General features: G+C 64.2%; 13 protein-coding genes. 4 read left to right on the forward strand and 9 right to left on the reverse strand.

Features of this window, described 5'->3' with window-relative positions; all coding sequences use genetic code 11:
• Positions 1 to 10: 10 nt before the first annotated feature.
• Entirely contained in the window at positions 11 to 1768 is a 1758-nt protein-coding gene (locus V3587_RS15810) for an Ig-like domain-containing protein (RefSeq protein WP_283376906.1), read from the reverse strand.
• 51 nt (positions 1769 to 1819) lie between these two features.
• Positions 1820 to 3589: an Ig-like domain-containing protein gene (locus tag V3587_RS15815; protein WP_283376907.1), complete on the reverse strand. Its 1770-nt coding sequence runs from the start codon at positions 3587 to 3589 to the stop codon at positions 1820 to 1822.
• Between the two features lie 367 nt (positions 3590 to 3956).
• On the opposite strand from V3587_RS15815, the gene guaA reads away from it, so the two are divergent.
• Complete coding sequence (gene guaA, locus V3587_RS15820; RefSeq protein WP_020969072.1) at positions 3957 to 5528, forward strand: glutamine-hydrolyzing GMP synthase; 1572 nt, start codon at positions 3957 to 3959, stop codon at positions 5526 to 5528.
• Positions 5529 to 5581: 53 nt separating this feature from the next.
• Here the strand turns inward: guaA and V3587_RS15825 are convergent, their stop codons facing one another.
• Together V3587_RS15825 and V3587_RS15830 are read right to left on the reverse strand one after the other, a co-directional pair.
• Positions 5582 to 5815 (reverse strand): hypothetical protein, encoded by a 234-nt coding sequence (locus tag V3587_RS15825; RefSeq protein ID WP_020906937.1) that lies wholly within the window; start codon positions 5813 to 5815, stop codon positions 5582 to 5584.
• Complete coding sequence (locus V3587_RS15830; RefSeq protein ID WP_283376908.1) at positions 5812 to 7206, reverse strand: PspC domain-containing protein; 1395 nt, start codon at positions 7204 to 7206, stop codon at positions 5812 to 5814. Before V3587_RS15830 ends, V3587_RS15825 begins: the two co-directional genes overlap by 4 nt.
• A 236-nt stretch (positions 7207 to 7442) precedes the next feature.
• On the opposite strand from V3587_RS15830, the gene V3587_RS15835 reads away from it, so the two are divergent.
• Genes V3587_RS15835 through V3587_RS15845 form a run of 3 tightly spaced genes read left to right on the forward strand, consistent with a single transcriptional unit; the run spans position 7443 to position 10883 of the window.
• Positions 7443 to 8723, forward strand: coding sequence for an ATP-binding protein (locus V3587_RS15835; protein WP_283377081.1), 1281 nt, complete (start codon positions 7443 to 7445; stop codon positions 8721 to 8723).
• Entirely contained in the window at positions 8720 to 9379 is a 660-nt protein-coding gene (locus V3587_RS15840) for a response regulator (RefSeq protein WP_003940972.1), read from the forward strand. Before V3587_RS15835 ends, V3587_RS15840 begins: the two co-directional genes overlap by 4 nt.
• A 49-nt stretch (positions 9380 to 9428) precedes the next feature.
• Positions 9429 to 10883, forward strand: coding sequence for an MFS transporter (locus V3587_RS15845; protein WP_283376909.1), 1455 nt, complete (start codon positions 9429 to 9431; stop codon positions 10881 to 10883).
• On the opposite strand, the gene V3587_RS15850 is transcribed toward V3587_RS15845, so the two are convergent.
• The 5 genes from V3587_RS15850 to V3587_RS15870 form a co-directional block, all read right to left on the reverse strand.
• Complete coding sequence (locus V3587_RS15850) at positions 10880 to 12088, reverse strand: MFS transporter (protein ID WP_283376910.1); 1209 nt, start codon at positions 12086 to 12088, stop codon at positions 10880 to 10882. The genes V3587_RS15845 and V3587_RS15850 overlap by 4 nt on opposite strands.
• A gap of 189 nt (positions 12089 to 12277) precedes the next feature.
• Positions 12278 to 13672, reverse strand: coding sequence for an ATP-binding protein (locus V3587_RS15855; protein WP_283376911.1), 1395 nt, complete (start codon positions 13670 to 13672; stop codon positions 12278 to 12280).
• Positions 13669 to 14367 (reverse strand): response regulator transcription factor, encoded by a 699-nt coding sequence (locus tag V3587_RS15860; protein ID WP_095968937.1) that lies wholly within the window; start codon positions 14365 to 14367, stop codon positions 13669 to 13671. The genes V3587_RS15855 and V3587_RS15860 overlap by 4 nt, the downstream gene beginning before the upstream one ends.
• Positions 14368 to 14442: 75 nt before the next feature.
• A complete protein-coding gene (locus tag V3587_RS15865) occupies positions 14443 to 15084 on the reverse strand; it encodes a phosphatase PAP2 family protein (RefSeq protein WP_095968938.1) in 642 nt (213 codons plus the stop codon).
• Between the two features lie 2 nt (positions 15085 to 15086).
• Positions 15087 to 15671, reverse strand: coding sequence for a M15 family metallopeptidase (locus tag V3587_RS15870; RefSeq protein WP_283376912.1), 585 nt, complete (start codon positions 15669 to 15671; stop codon positions 15087 to 15089).
• Between the last annotated feature and the right edge of the window lie 8 nt (positions 15672 to 15679).

The following is a 15679-nucleotide window of genomic DNA, read 5'->3' on the forward strand; positions in this document are numbered from 1 at the left end:
CCTCACCTTGTCAGCCACCCAGCGATCCGAAGAGGGTGCCGAGGTCGAGGCTGCCGGTTCCGCCGCCGGGTCCGCCGTCGGTATCGCCGGGGACAGTCAGGGTCTGCGGCGCGGATGCCGAGGACGTGTAGCCCGCAGCGCCCACGAATTCTGCAGTGACACTGTAGGTCCCGGAGTTGTAGAACGTAGCCGGTACCGTTGCGACACCGTTGACCACATCGACCGGTCCACCGATGAGGGTGTCACCGACCTTGAACTGGACCTTGCCCGAGGCTCCGGCCGGATCGACCGTTGCCTTGAGCGTCACCGGGGTGTTCTTCTGAACAGTTCCGACGGCGTCGAGGACCGTGGTCGTCTCGACGTCGGCCGGAGCCGGAGTCGTCACACTGACCGGGAATGCCGGGGCAGCGGACGGCGCGAATCCTGGTGAGCCCGTGAACTTCGCGACAACCTTGTGCGTTCCGGTCGAGGCGAAGGTGTACGGAGCGATGGCAACTCCGTCGGTTCCGACCGTGGCACTGACCGTTTCGGTGCCGTCGACGATGAAGTCGACGGTGCCGCCGGTACCCTGCGGATCGACCTTGGCGGTCAGATTGACGTCCTGTCCGACCTTTGCGGTCGACGGCGACACCGTGGCCGTCGTGGTCACGGCGTCCGGCGGTGCATCGGTCGTGACGGTCACGATCTTGGCCGACGCCGACGTCGACGCCAGGAACCCGGGGGCGCCGCTGTAGCTCGCGGTGATGGAGTGCGGTCCGTCCTCGGTGAAGGCCGGGGAGATGCTGGCCGATCCAGCCGTTACCGGCACCGCGTCTCCGAGGGGGTTGTCGCCGTCGAAGAACTGGACGGTTCCACCGGTCGCGCCGCCGCTCACGTTGGCCGACAGAGTGACGGGGGTTCCGTTCTTGGCATTGGCCGGTCCGACCACCGTGGTGGTGGTTGCCTTGTCCGCCTCGATGATCCGCGTCGTGGCGAGGGGGCCTGCGCCGCTGTTGAGCGGACCGTTCTCGGCGTCACGCGGGGTGCATCGCGTGGGTGCCCAGGCGGTGATGACCAAGGTGGCCTTGGGGAGGAACGTGAGGAAGTTGCGATCGTTGTTCCACGCTCCTGCGCTGCCGCCGGTGCGTACCTTCATCGCGACGTCCCCTGAATCGCCGGCCTTGAGAATTGCCTTGACCTGGGGGAGCTGGAACTGCGTGTAGCCGTCGGCGTTATTGGAACCGTCGACGTTCTTACCGGTCGCCTTGACGACGATGCCGCCCTCGGAGTTGATGCTCGAGCTCGGGCTGTTTCCGATGACCTGGTTGTTTCCGGAGAGGCGCAGAATCGTTCCGTTGGGATCGACGTTGCCGTTCTCGTTGACGCGCAGGATGTTCGGCGCGACACCGCTGAGCCCAGCCGAAGTACCGGGGACGATGGTGGCTTCCACCAGGGTGGCGTTCGCGGGAACATCGACGTCGACCTTGATACGGGAGACGTTCTGGACGGTGGCCCCCGAAGCGGATCCAGGGAAGGCGATGGGGCCGGGTTGGATGGTGACCTCGAAGGTCTCACCGGCTCCGACGCTCTCCGGTGCGTCGACGATGACCGAACCGGACTGGGACTGCGTGGTCGGACCGGCGACAGCGGACGGGGTTGCGAGGCAACTCGTTCCGAAAGTTGTCGTCACCGGTGCTGCTGATGCGGGGATTCCCGCGAGTATGACGCCACTGGCGAGTGCCGTGGCGGCGATCGGCGCCGCGATGCGGCGTCTGGAATACACGAACATGGATTCTCCTGAGCTTGGTACGGGAGTGGTGTCCAAAGCTGATGTGGGGGACTAGCTTCCGAAGAGCGGGACCAGGCCGCTCAGTGAACCGGTGTCCAGGCTTCCGGTGCCGCCGCCGTCGGTCGGTGCGGTGCCGACCTGCACGACCGTCGGGCCGGAGACGGAGTTCTTCCAACCGGCGTCGCCGACGAAGTTGGCAGTGAGGCCGAACGTTCCCTCGTCGTCGAAGGTGTGCGTGAGTGTCGCGACGCCGTTGACGACGGCAACGGGTGCACCGATGGGCGTCGTGCCGGACTTGAACTGGATCATTCCGTTTGCTGTTCCGGGTGCAACGGTGGCCTTGAGCTGCAATGCCTTTCCGACCTGAGCGGCGCCGCTGACAGTCAGGACCGTCGTGGTGTCCGCGCGGGCAGGCTCGGGATCGGTCACGTTCACCGTGAACGACGTGGACGTGGAGCCGACGAATCCGGTTCCGCCGGAGAACTCGGCAACCACGGCTGCGGCACCGGCTGACGCGAAGGTGTGCGGGAGGATCGCGACGCCGTCACCCGTGCCGACCGGTGCGGTACCGACCTCGGTGCCGTCGACCTTGAACGTCACGGTTCCGCTGCTCGGGATGGGGGAGACGGTGGCCGAAAGGTTGGTCGGTTCACCGACCACTGCTGTGAGCGGTTCGACAACTGTGGTCGTGGTTCCCCAGTCGGGATCGCTGACGTCGAGTTGAGTTGCGGTGGACACTGAATCGCCGTAGCCGGCCTCGCCGGTGAAGACTGCGGTGAAGATGTGCGTGCCGGAAGCGTCGTAGCTGCGGGTCAGGGAAGCCGTTCCGTCGACCACGGCCACCGGTGCGCCGAGGTTGGTGTCGCCGTCCTTGAACTGCACCGTGCCCACGGCGTTCGCCGGTGTGACGACGGCGCTCACGGTGATGCTGTCACCGACCAATGCGGCGTTCGGAGCCGAGATCGTGGTGGTGGTGTCCGCGGAGACGTCGACGGTCTGGACTCCGGAGGTCGAGCTGTGGAATCCCGGACCGGCGTTGTAGGCGGCGGTAATGTCGTGGGCGCCGACGCTGTCGAAGGTGTGGGAAAGGGTGGCGCTACCGGTGGCAACCGGGACGGGTGAGCCGATGTCGTTTCCGCCGTCCTTGAACTGGACGGTGCCCGTCGCGTCGGACGGCGCAACTGTCGCGGTCAGGTCGACAGGAGTGCCGACCTTCGCCGTTGCCGGTGCAACCAGTGTGGTCCCGGTGGCGACAGACGGGTCGACGACCTGGACATTGACGTTGATCGGGTTGAGGCCCTGCTGCGTGCTGAAGGCGTTGACGTCGAAGAGCATGCCGCTGTCGTACGTACCGAAGGCCGTTGCGACGGGGACCGTGTAGGTCGCTTCCAGTGTCACGGATTGGTTCTTCTTGACGACGAATCCACCGACCAGGAAGGTGCATCCGCTCGAGCACTTCGCGGAGACTCCGCCATCCGATTCGTTGCTGATGGTGGCCCGGGTGGTCACACCCAGGTAGGTGGCCTTGGCGCTGCCCGGCACGAGGACGAATCCAGCGGGCGGGATGTCACGGATCTTTGCGATCGACCGTTCGATGCCGCTTTCGTTGTGCTTGATCTCGGTCTTGTACGTGACGGTGTCGCCCGGGTGAACTGCCGCGTTCCCGATGACACTCTTCGTGAAGATCAGGTTGTCGGTCGTGCCGGTGAAGCTGGTGGGCGGAGCTTCGTCAGCAGTGGCCGGCGTGCCGAGGACTAGAAGTCCGGCGGCAGCCGTCACAGCCGCGACAGGTATGGCGAGTCGTCGTATGAATCGACGCACAGGTCCTCCTCGAGGTGAGCGCCGTTCGGCGGCGCCGGCCGTTTGCGATCGTGATCCTGATCACTTGACGGGCGAGATTACCTTTACTGGACGTTTGGTTCAGGCGAATCGGTCAAACGTCCAGAAAATTCACCCTTCGTCTATTTCGGGCCCTGGCCTGCGATGATGTCGCTGATTTGATTGCCGAAGCTAAGGTGCGGGTGATTGGGGCGTCGTTGACCTGGACGGTGGTCTAGATCAGCGCGAGGTCGCCTCGCAGTTCTGAGAGTCGGCCTGTGTAGTGACGTACCTCGCGCTCACTCGGTCGAGGAGCGGGCCGAGTCCATGCATGCGCAGAAGCGCTGGCCGCGGCGATTAGACTGCACCTGTGGCAGATATCGAGCAGCAGAGACCAGTTCTTGTCGTCGACTTCGGAGCGCAGTACGCGCAGTTGATCGCACGGCGAGTTCGCGAAGCCAAGGTCTACTCGGAGGTGATTCCGCACACCACGACCGTCGAGGAGATCGTGGCCAAGAACCCCTTGGCTGTTGTGCTCTCGGGTGGGCCCTCGAGTGTCTACGCAGACGGTGCTCCCAAGCTCGATCCCGCACTTTTCGATCACGACATCCCGGTTTTCGGAATCTGCTACGGATTCCAGGCCATGGCAGGCGCCCTCGGCGGCACCGTTGCCGAGACCGGCACCCGTGAATACGGCCGTACCGACATCGCGGTATCCGGTGGGTTGCTGCACGACGGACTTCCCGCGACGCAGCCGGTGTGGATGAGTCACGGCGACGCTGTCACCGAAGCGCCTTCCGGCTTCGAGGTGACCGCGACCAGCGATGGCGCTCCCGTCGCGGCGTTCGAGGATCGCGCCCGCAAGCTCGCCGGTGTGCAGTACCACCCCGAGGTTCTGCATTCGCCGCACGGTCAGCAGGTCCTGAGTCGCTTCCTGCACGAGATCGCCGGTATCCCGGCAGCGTGGACGGCGTCGAACATCGCCGATGCGCTGATCGAGCAGGTTCGCGAGCAAGTCGGCGACGGACACGCCATCTGCGGTCTGTCCGGTGGTGTCGACTCCGCTGTCGCTGCGGCTTTGGTTCAGCGCGCAATCGGCGACCGGTTGACGTGTGTCTTCGTCGATCACGGTTTGATGCGAGCTGGTGAGCGCACGCAGGTCGAGCAGGACTTCGTCGCGGCAACCGGTGCGCGCCTGATCACCGTGGATGCCGCTGACACCTTCATCGGTGAGCTGGCAGGGGTCACCGATCCCGAGACCAAGCGCAAGATCATCGGCCGCGAGTTCATCCGCAGCTTCGAAGGCGCAGTCAGTGATGTTCTGGGCGAGAACGCATCTCACGGTGCGACCGTCGACTTCCTGGTCCAGGGCACGCTCTACCCTGACGTCGTGGAGTCCGGCGGCGGCACGGGAACCGCAAACATCAAGAGCCATCACAACGTCGGCGGACTGCCGGAAGACCTGCAGTTCAAATTGGTCGAACCGCTGCGTCTGCTGTTCAAGGACGAGGTCCGTGCAGTGGGCCGCGAACTCGGCCTGCCGGAAGAGATCGTCGGACGCCAGCCGTTCCCCGGTCCCGGACTCGGTATCCGCATCATCGGTGAGGTCACCCGCGATCGCCTCGAGATTCTGCGTCAGGCAGATTCCATTGCGCGCGAGGAGCTTACGTCTGCAGGCTTGGACGGAACGATCTGGCAGTGCCCGGTGGTTCTCCTCGCCGACGTCCGCAGCGTGGGCGTGCAGGGTGACGGCCGGACGTACGGTCATCCGATCGTGCTGCGTCCGGTCTCGAGTGAAGACGCGATGACCGCGGACTGGACCCGTCTGCCGTACGAGACCCTCGAGCGCATCTCGACTCGAATCACCAACGAGGTTGCGGATGTGAACCGCGTAGTCCTCGACGTGACGAGCAAGCCGCCGGGAACTATCGAGTGGGAGTAAAAACAACTGTGCGCCTTTATTAACCCCCCGCGGTTAATAAAGGCGCACAGCAGTTACTTTCGGTTGCGCCGATTCGGCAGAATCACCAGCAGTAGTCCTGCCACGACGGCGGCACCGACGAACAGCCAACGGAATTGAATGTTCGCTGCCGGCGCCAGGGAGAACGGCCCGACCAACGCCCACACGCTGACCAACAGTGCGGCCAGTCCTGCGATCAGCAGAAGTGCCGAGGGGCGCTTGGATTCTCGGGTCTCGTCCTGGTCTGTCGTCTCGTCGTACTCGCTCATGATTGCGTCACCTTCAGACTGCCGAACGTGGCTTTGGCGTTGATGGTCAGTGTGGGCGAATCCGGTCTCGCTTCACGACCCGGGTGTACCCCGCCGTCGAGGCAACCGGATCCGTCACCCATGACGACGGTGCAACTGTTCTTGACGTTGACGGTTGGCGGCACCATGACGGTGAACTCGCCGAACGACGCCGCGACGTCGATGGTCTTGTCCTCGGTGAACGTGACCCCGTTGAGGTCGAGAGTGAAGCTGCCGAAGGCTCCCGAGTACGACGGATCCAACTCGGAAGCTGTTGCCGGAGCCCACCTTTGCTCACCCGAGGCGTCGAACTCTATGGGGTAGACCAACGAGGCAAGCAGTACGAAGCCCACGAGCGGCCCGGTGACGACCAGCAGGCCGTATCCCTTTCGGAAGAATGCTCCGAGAATCAGACCGATGGCGATGACGGCCAGTCCGACCGCGCCGACTCGGCCAGGAGTGAACCAGTCGTTGCCGGTTGCCGCGCCCGCAGCCCCGGTGACGGCGGCGACGATGATCGCGAGTCCGAGCACTGTCAGCGTCCAACGCGAGCGACGCTTACGCGGTGGCAACGGCAGCAGCGGCGTGGCCTTGACTGCCGGGTCCGGGAGATCCCAGGCGAACGGAGCAACACCGAGCGGATCCCAGGAGGGCGGTGTGACGGCGGCCTCGCCGATCACCTCGGTCGGATTGGTGGCGGCCGAAGCGCTGGGGTCCTTCGACAGGTCGATCGTCGGATGACCGGCCTGGGATTGCGGTGACTGCTGCGACTGTTCGACCGGCCGTTCCTCGGGCACGTAGCTGTCGGGGAGTTTGGTGTACGGCGTGTACACGGGCGGCTGATTGGGTGCGAAGTATCCGGGAGTGAACGGACCAGGCGTGAATCCGGTTCCTGCATACGCGGTACCCGCGCCGACGTACGGCGACGTGTTCTGCGGCAGCGCAGGCGGGACGGGCGCTCGCTGGTAGAGCAGCCACAGGCCGCCGACCATCAGGATCAGCCCGATCAGTCCGGAGCCACCCAGACCGACGCCGACGGGCCCGACGGTCGTGGCCGCGATGGCGAGAGCCACCAACAAGACGATGGTCTTGGTACTGGAGTCGGAACTGTGTCCGCGGCCCATCAACGACTGAGCGGGAGACGATCCGTCACCGGCGCGGGCGAGCACCAACCAGCCCGCGAGGTAGAGAAGGATGCCTGAGCCGCCGAAAATGGTGGAGGCGACAAAGGCCACGCGTACCAGAATGGGGTCGATGCCGTACCGGTATCCGATTCCGGCGCATACCCCGGCCACGTGACCTTGTGCCGGCAGACGCACGGGGCGGGTCCGCCACAGATCCTGGATCTGTTCTTGGAAAGTCGGATTGTTCATGAATCAATCCTGGCTTCCGGGGCGGCCTCCGCGCATCAGGGCCAACCCTGATCTTTGTGGTGATCGCGGGTGAGGGTGGCGCCCTGATTCAGGGTTGGACCCTGATGTGTGTCTGCGTGGTTCGTGCCAGTATCGACTATGTGCAATATCTGTCAGCTCCACCGTTCGTGAGCGGTCCCGCTCCCGGGTTTCCGGGAGGCCCACCCGTCAACGGGGTACCGGCGTCTGCCGTACCCATGAAGAAGGGTGTGCCCATCCCGGGCGGCGTTCCGCTGCTAAAGTTGGAGCGACGCGCTGGCGGTCGAATCGTCGCCGGTGTCGCGGGCGGTATTGCCGATCATCTCGGTATCGACGTCCTGAAAGTGCGAGTGGCTTTCGCGATTCTGGCGGCGATGGCCGGGTCCGGCATCGTGATTTACGGCGCTCTCTGGATCTTCACCTCCGCCGGCACGGACACGCAGAAACCGTCCGCAGCCGAGCGGCAGAGGGCGTACGGATTGATCGCCCTCGGCTTGGGCGGCGCTGCTGCGTTGTCCTGGTTGTTCAGTGGCACGGCTGGTTCGGTGCTCGCGCCGTTCTTCGTCGTCGCGATCGGTGCTGCCTTGGTGTGGCGCGAGTTCGATTCCGACGGTCCCCGTACTGTCATCGGCTTGCCGCAGCGGCCTACCGTTCTCACGTGGGCGCGGGTGGTCGGGGGAGCCACCTTGATCATTTTGGGTCTTGGCGTTGTCGTCCTTGCACAGGTCGACCTCGAAGCACTCCGCTCGTCCCTGTTGGCCGTGGTCGTGACGCTGATCGGTGTCGGTTTGTTGACGGTGCCGCTGTGGCTGCGGATGTGGAGAGCTCTCGGCGCCGAGCGTGCGGCCCGCATTCGCAACGACGAACGTGAAGAGATCGCGTCGCATCTGCACGACTCCGTACTTCAGACGTTGGCTCTGATTCAGAAGCAGTCCGACAACCCGCAAGAGGTGGCGCGCCTGGCCCGCGGCCAGGAACGCGAACTGCGCAAATGGTTGTTCAGTGGCGGCGACATCGATCACACGAGCCTGACGGAAGGCCTGAAGATCATCGCCGGTGAAGTGGAAGACCAGCACGGTGTCACGGTCCGTCCCGTCACGGTCGGCGACGTACAACTCGAAGGTGAAGGCGTGGAGAACGGCCTGCCGAAGGAGGCGTTCACCGCGCTCCTCGGTGCGACGCGTGAAGCTCTCGTGAACTCGGCAAAGCACTCGGGGGAGATGGAAATCAATCTGTTCGCCGAGGTCGAGGGCGACCAGGTCAGTGTGTTCGTTCGTGATCGCGGCGTCGGATTCGACGTCGACGCGGTGCCGGAGGATCGCCAGGGGCTGGCCAAGTCGATTCGTGGCCGCATCGAGCGGCGCGGTGGCCGCGTCGTGGTTCGATCCGACATCGGAAAGGGCACCGAGATCCGCGTGCACATGCCGCTGGGTGACTCTGCTCTAAAGTGGGACCAGACTGCTGACCGTGTCGACAACCCCGAGGAACAGCCCCAGTGACTTCGCTTGCGCCGCCCCCGTACCGCGTATTTCTTGTCGACGATCATGCAGTGTTCCGCTCCGGGGTGAGGGCGGAACTCTCGCGCGAGGCAGACATGGACGTCGTCGGTGAAGCAGGTGGCGTCGCGGAGGCGATCGCGGGTATCAACTCGACGAAGCCGCATGTCGTTCTGCTCGATGTCCACATGCCTGACGGTGGCGGAGTGGCAGTTCTGCGCGGAATCGATTCCGGCCCGGTGTGCTTGGCGCTCAGCGTTTCCGATGCCGCCGAAGACGTGATCGCGGTAATCCGCGGCGGTGCGCGCGGATACGTGACCAAGACGATCTCGGGATCCGAACTTGCCGAGGGCGTGCGACGCGTTGCCGGTGGTGACGCGGTGTTCGGGCCGCGCCTGGCAGGCTTCGTGTTGGACTCCTTCACCGGACGCTCCAATGCGCCGGAGCCGCAACTCGATCCGGAACTCGACTCGCTCACTCCGCGAGAACTCGAAGTGCTCAGATTGCTGGCACGTGGGTACACCTACCGTGAAATCGCCGAGGACCTGGTGATTTCCGTGAAGACCGTCGAGACTCACGCATCGAACGTTCTGCGAAAGACTCAGCAGTCCAATCGCAATGCGCTGACGCGTTGGGCACATCGCCGCCAGATCGACTGAATTTCCGCGCGCTCTTTCGCGATTGCGCGTGAGGGCGCACCATGGAGCGATGACGGAACCACTGGCGCTCGCGTCGAGACGTGGGCGTTGGGTTGTCGCCGCCACCGTTCTCGGCTCCAGCATGGCTCTTCTCGACGGCACCGTCGTCAACATTGCTCTGCCGCACATCGGTGAGGACTTGGATTCCGGTGTCGCCGGACTGCAGTGGACGCTCAGCGGCTACACCTTGGCGTTGGCATCGCTGATACTCCTCGGTGGCGCTCTCGGTGATCGGTGGGGTCGGCGACGGGTATTCGTGTGGGGGACGGTCTGGTTCGCGGTCGCGTCGTTGCTGTGCGGAATAGCACCAGACATCACGTTTCTGGTGATTGCACGGATCCTGCAGGGAGTGGGGGCTGCGCTCTTGACGCCTGGCAGCCTTGCCATCATCTCCGCGTCACTTCGCGAGGAGGACCGCGGCGCGGCCATCGGCTTGTGGTCGGGCTTGGGTGGCGTCGCCGGCGCTGTCGGTCCGCTTTTCGGTGGTTGGCTGGTGGAAGTGGCGGGATGGCGATCTGTGTTCCTACTCAATATTCCGTTGGCGATCGTGGTGGTGTGGGCAGCGGTGCGCCACGTGCCGGAGAGCCGCGACCCGCATCCGCCCGAGCACCTGGACGTGGTCGGATCTGCCTGCACAGTAGTCGGTCTCGGTGCGCTGACGTACGGGCTGATCGAAGTCAACCCGATAGTCGGGCTGGTCGGGGTGCTCGCGCTGTGCCTGTTCGTTGTGGTGGAACGTCGATCGCCGAGTGCGTTGGTGCCGCCGTCCCTGTTTCGTTCGCGGATGTTCGTTGCGGCCAATCTGGTGACCCTTGCGGTCTATGCGGCGCTGGGCGGTGTGTTCTTCCTGCTCGTGCTGCAATTGCAATTGGTTGCGGGGTACTCGCCGGTGGCTGCCGGCGTCGCAACGGTGCCGATCACCTTGGCATTGCTGCTGTTGTCTTCGCGCGCGGGCAGTTACGCGCAGACTCACGGACCGCGATTGCCGATGACGGTCGGGCCCGCCGTTGCCGCGGTGGGGTTGGTGTTGATGACGCGGATCGGCCCGGATGCGTCGTACCTGACCGTCGTGCTGCCGGGAGTTCTGGTGTTCGGGCTCGGCCTGGCGGTGATGGTGGCGCCGTTGACCGCCGCGGTGCTCGGCTCGGTGCCGGTGGAGCAGTCGGGAATCGCGTCCGGTGTGAACAATGCCGTTGCCCGGACGAGTCAACTTCTTGCCGTTGCCGCCCTGCCGGCCTTAGTGGGGATCGACGCCGAGAGCCTGGTCGATCCGACGAGTTTCTCCGACGGATTCCGATACGCGATGTACATCTGTGTGGCGCTGCTGTTGGTTGGTGCCGTGATCGCCGCGGCGCTGATCCGTGCTCCGATTGTGGAGCCGGTTCAGGAAGCGGATTCGGTTGCCTGCAAGCCGCATTGCGATCTGACGGGTCCTGCAGTGCAACCGAATCCGATCGCGGACTAGACGCTGATGTCGCGGTCTCGGCTGGGCACCAAGGGGATTGCTGCGGCCGGAAATGCCGCGACTATCGCGAAGGCGAGCGGGTAGCCGACCGCGCCGATCAGCGCACCGACCACCGGGCCCACTGCTGACGCGGCAATGAACTGCCCGGTGTTCTGTGCGCCCAACGCTTTTCCTTGCCATTTCGGCCCGGCTGCCTCGGCGACGGATGTGAACGCCAAACCGTTGTCGGCGACACTGACGGTGGTTGCCAGCAGCAGAATCAGGGCGGGAACGCCCCAAGGCGCTGCGTCGGCCGCCGCCATTGCCAACATGACCGCAGATGCAGAGACGGCAACCAACCGCAGGGGGCCTACTCTGCTTCCGGCACGATCACTCCAGACGCCGACGACGATGCGTCCGAGTGCGCCCACGAACTGGGAGATCCCGATCAGGAGTCCCGCAGGCGCAGCATCCCATCCTTGTTCGCTGATCAGCCAGACCAGACCGAACGTAGAGAGGGTGAACTGCGGAAACACCAGCAGTGCCGAGACGACGTGGATGCGCCAGAGGAACCAGTTCGAGCGATAGGGGTTGACCGTCTCGACCGGGATATCGGTGGGCTGCGCCGCCGGTCGCGGGGGATTGACCAATGCGGTAGCGCAGATCAGGGCGAGAACGCCGTTAAGTGCTACCGACAGGCCGACGGCCCAACCGATGCCGACGTTGGCGGCGAGGGTCGGGATGGTCAGCGACGCAATGGTCACGCCCAAGGGCTGTGACATCTGCCGGATACCCATGGCGAGGCCGCGCCGATCCTTGGGGAACCAGCCGACCACAACACGTCCACTGGCAGCGTTGGTGCTCGCCGCGGCCATGCCGCCCAGCAGGAACGCGATCCCGAGGAGGGCGTAATCGTCGGTGGTTGTCGCCGCCAGCGCAGCGATCGCCGTCAACGCGAGTCCGATGGAGATGACCCATTTCTCACCGAATCTGTCGGCCATCGCGCCCCAGGCCACCAGCGTGAGAACCATGCCGAAAGTGGGTGCAGCGGCCAGGGTTCCGGCCTGCGTCAACGAGAGGCCGTGCTCGGAATGCAGTAGTGGGATCAAGAAGGCGGGGGTGCTGACGAAGACGGTGCCTGCTGCCTGGGCGGCGACGCCGATTCCGAGCATCGTCCACGCCTTGGGGGAGACGGCCGTCTTGTCCAACCGCGACGCCTGCGTCATGGTGCCCTCCGATTTCTACGCTGTTCGACGATGCCGACGCTACTCGCGTAGTTTCACATGTTGAAACCAGAATCCCACTATTTGGTCGGATGTGGGCGGTCTGGGGTGCGAGGTGCCCACCCCTTTTCGAGCGAACGGTACGACGATCGCCTTGGGTGCGCTGAAAGGTACGTTCGCTCGGGAAGGGGGTCAGCGACGGGGCAGGCGAACCGTGAAGACCGTGCGCCCGTCCACCTGGTCGACGCCGATGGTGCCGCCGTGCAAATGCACGTTCTCGACGGCGAGGGAGAGTCCGAGTCCGCTGCCCTCGCTGCGTCCGCGCGCGGTGTCGACCTTGTAGAACCGCCGAAAGATTGCCTGCCGATCTTCGGGTGAGATGCCGGGGCCGTGGTCGACGACGGTGATGACGGAGAAACCGGGTTCGACACTCAACTCGATGCGAACCGGGGGCGCACCGTGGCGCAGTGCGTTACCGACGAGGTTGGCGACGACGATGTCGATTCGGCGCGAATCCACTCTGGCACTGACGTTTTCAAGTGCGCGGAGTTCGACGGTTTCGATCCAGCCGCGGCTCTCGAGTGTGCGCTCGGTCAATTCGACGAGGTCGACGTCGTCGAGGACGAGACGCGCCTGTTGTGAGTCGTGGCGAGACATTTCGATCAGATCTTCGACGAGTCGAGTGAGTTTGCCGATCTCACTGCTCACGATGCGCGCGGCAGCGGCGGCGTCCGGCGGAAGATTAGGGATCTCTTCGCGGAGGATCTCACTGACGGGCACCAGTGCGGCGAGCGGCGTTCGAAGCTCGTGGGAGACGTCGGCGACAAACCTTCTCGACTGCTCTTCCGATTCTTCGAGCCCACGGATGACCGCTTCGTTGCGAGCGACCATGTTGTTGAACGTTGTTGTGACCTGCGCAAGTTCGGCTACTCCGTCTTCGGGGAGCCGGACGCTCAGGTCGCCGTCGGCGGCGCGGGCGGCGGCCTCGTCGAGGCGTTTGAGTGGGCGGACAAGCGTCGACGCGATCCACAGCCCGAGCAGACCGCTCACCAACACACCGGCGGCGAGGGTGAGACCGACAGCTCGAAGCAGGTCGTCGAACTTGTCCTGCACTCCTACCAGCGGCCGGATGGTGACGGCTTTGACCAGTGTCTCGTTGTCGTAGCCGTCGTCTGCAGTCATGTCCACGACATTGACCGACATTCCCAACATGATGCGCTGGGAGTCGAGTCTCTCGAAGCGGATCAGTTTGGGACTGTCCAAACCCTCTTCGAAGCTGGGTGGGATCGTTGCCGCATCCACTGATCCTTGACGGATGACTTCCCCGTCGACGATCAGAGTCATGTCGGACTGGAAGATCTGGTCGAGGGTGTCAGGTGTCAACCCGTCTACCGGCGGTCCGTTGCTGTACTGCAGTTCGTCGCGAAATTGTGCCGTCGCAACGTCCTGAGCGTTGGAATAGATCCACGACCGCGCCATGAACGAGACGACGCCTGCGGTTGCCCCGGCGATGATCACGACGATTGCGATGAACACGAGCACGAGCCTGGTCCGCAGACCGTCGACCTGAAGCCAGGTCGGTCTCATCGGGCTGGGCTGGTGTTGAAGCGATACCCGAACCCGCGCACCGTTTCGATCACGGTCGGTGTGGCTGGGTCGTCCTCGATCTTTCCGCGCAGTCGTTGCACCGCTGCATCGACGATTCGGGAGTCGCCCAGGTATTCCTGGTCCCAGGCTGCGGACAACAACTGCCGGCGGCTGAGGACCTGCCCTGGGTTCTCGGTCAGTGCCAGTATCAGTCGGAGTTCGGTGGGAGTCAGGGTCAGCAGCGTTCCGGCCTTGCGGACCTGCAATGACGAGCGATCCAATTCCAGGTCGCCGAATGTCTCTGCACCCGGCGCCGCATCCGGACGTGTCGTTGCTGGTGCCGAGCGCCGCACGACGGCTTTGATCCGAGCGTCGAGGACACGCGGACTGGCCGGTTTGACGACGTAGTCGTCGGCACCGGCCTCGAGGCCGGCAACAGTGTCGATGTCGTCGGATCTGGCGGTCAGGATGATGATCGGGATGGAACTGCGAGTGCGGATGCGTCGACAGATCTCGTAACCGTCGGCTCCTGGCAACCCGAGGTCGAGTAGGACGAGGTCCGTGGCACCGAGGGCGTCGTCGAAATCGCCGTTACCATCGGGGCGATGGCTGACGTTGTGCCCGAGTCGGTTCAGCCCCAACGTGATTGCCTCGGCCACCGCTGGATCGTCTTCTATGAAAAGAATGCTCACCATGCGCTCACCTTGGACTCGCCATGATCAGGGGCCTTCTGCGGTCGGAGGAATCTCGGTCAGCCAAGGGTACAGGGGTCACACTCTCGAGAGTCGCTCGTTGCCCGAGTCCGCCAACACCGCGTGCCGTGCGACGCTGGTGTTCAACGGAAATGCCGACACAGCAAGGGTGTAGCAGCCGACGAGCAGTAGCGCACCGATCACGTCACTCGGCCGGTGCCATTGCAACACGACTACCGAGATCGCCGTTCCGATAGTGAGCAGCGCGCCGTTGACTGCAACGACTGCCCGCCACCTCGAGGGCGTGACGAGCACGATCGCGCAGACCAGAGCAGCGATGGCCGTCAGAGTGCCGCTGGGGAAGGAATTGTGCATCACCAGACCGTTCAGGTCCGGTCGATCCAACGATTGTTTGAGAACCCAGGCCGTCGTGATGGGACCGAGGGTCACGACGACGACGCGTAGGGCCAGCGCAATCGGGTTGTTGCGCAATGTGATCATGAGCGCCACGAGCACTCCTCCCACTATCAGTATCGGAGTGACGAGGCCGATGAACTCGGTGGAGAAGACACCGAGGCCTTCTGAGGTGGCCGCGCCCACCATGAGTTGTTGGTCGACGATCTGGCCACCGGTCGTGTTGACCGCCAGTTCGAACTCGATGACTCCGAGGATCAGAAGTGCCAGTGCGGCAATCAGTCTCGATGGTTTGACTCGTGTCATGATCAGCCTTCCGCTCTCTCGTCCGAAGGGTTGCTCAATTGGGGCGGGCATTCCCCGCCGGGAGTGGTCGCCAACTCGAAATGCCACATCTCGTTGGCGTAGGTCTGACAGAGGCCGTAATCGCTGCCGTGCTGGATGAGCCAGTCGTCGGCATCGGTCGGTCCGATGTCGACGGCCTGTCCGCTGACATGCTTCGACAGACTCGGGGAGTGCACCCACTTGGACGCTTCGTCCACGCTGCCGTACTTGACGACGGCTTCGTCGAACAACCGCTGTTGATACGCAGCGGATCGCCAACCCGAACTGACGTGCATGGCAACCCCGGATGCCCGTGCGTCGGCCGCTGCCGACTGCAACGCCGCGAGTAGGGCGGAATCGAGACGGGCCAGAGCCGGCACGTGAGTGTCCTGCACGCTGATGCCGCCCTCGATCTCGCCACCTGCGGGCCCTGAATCAGGCTGAGTGGCAAGGTAGTTACCGCTCTTGGGCTTTGCTTCTTCCGTGTACGAGCACGCGCTGAGCGTGAGCGTACCGAGTGCGACTGCACCGAGTGCGACGAGGCGGATGATTCCGCGATGGCTGGGCATACGACAGA

It is taken from the genome of Rhodococcus sp. IEGM 1306 (assembly GCF_036541985.1).
In the GTDB taxonomy this organism is placed as follows: Bacteria; Actinomycetota; Actinomycetes; order Mycobacteriales; family Mycobacteriaceae; genus Rhodococcus_F; species Rhodococcus_F qingshengii.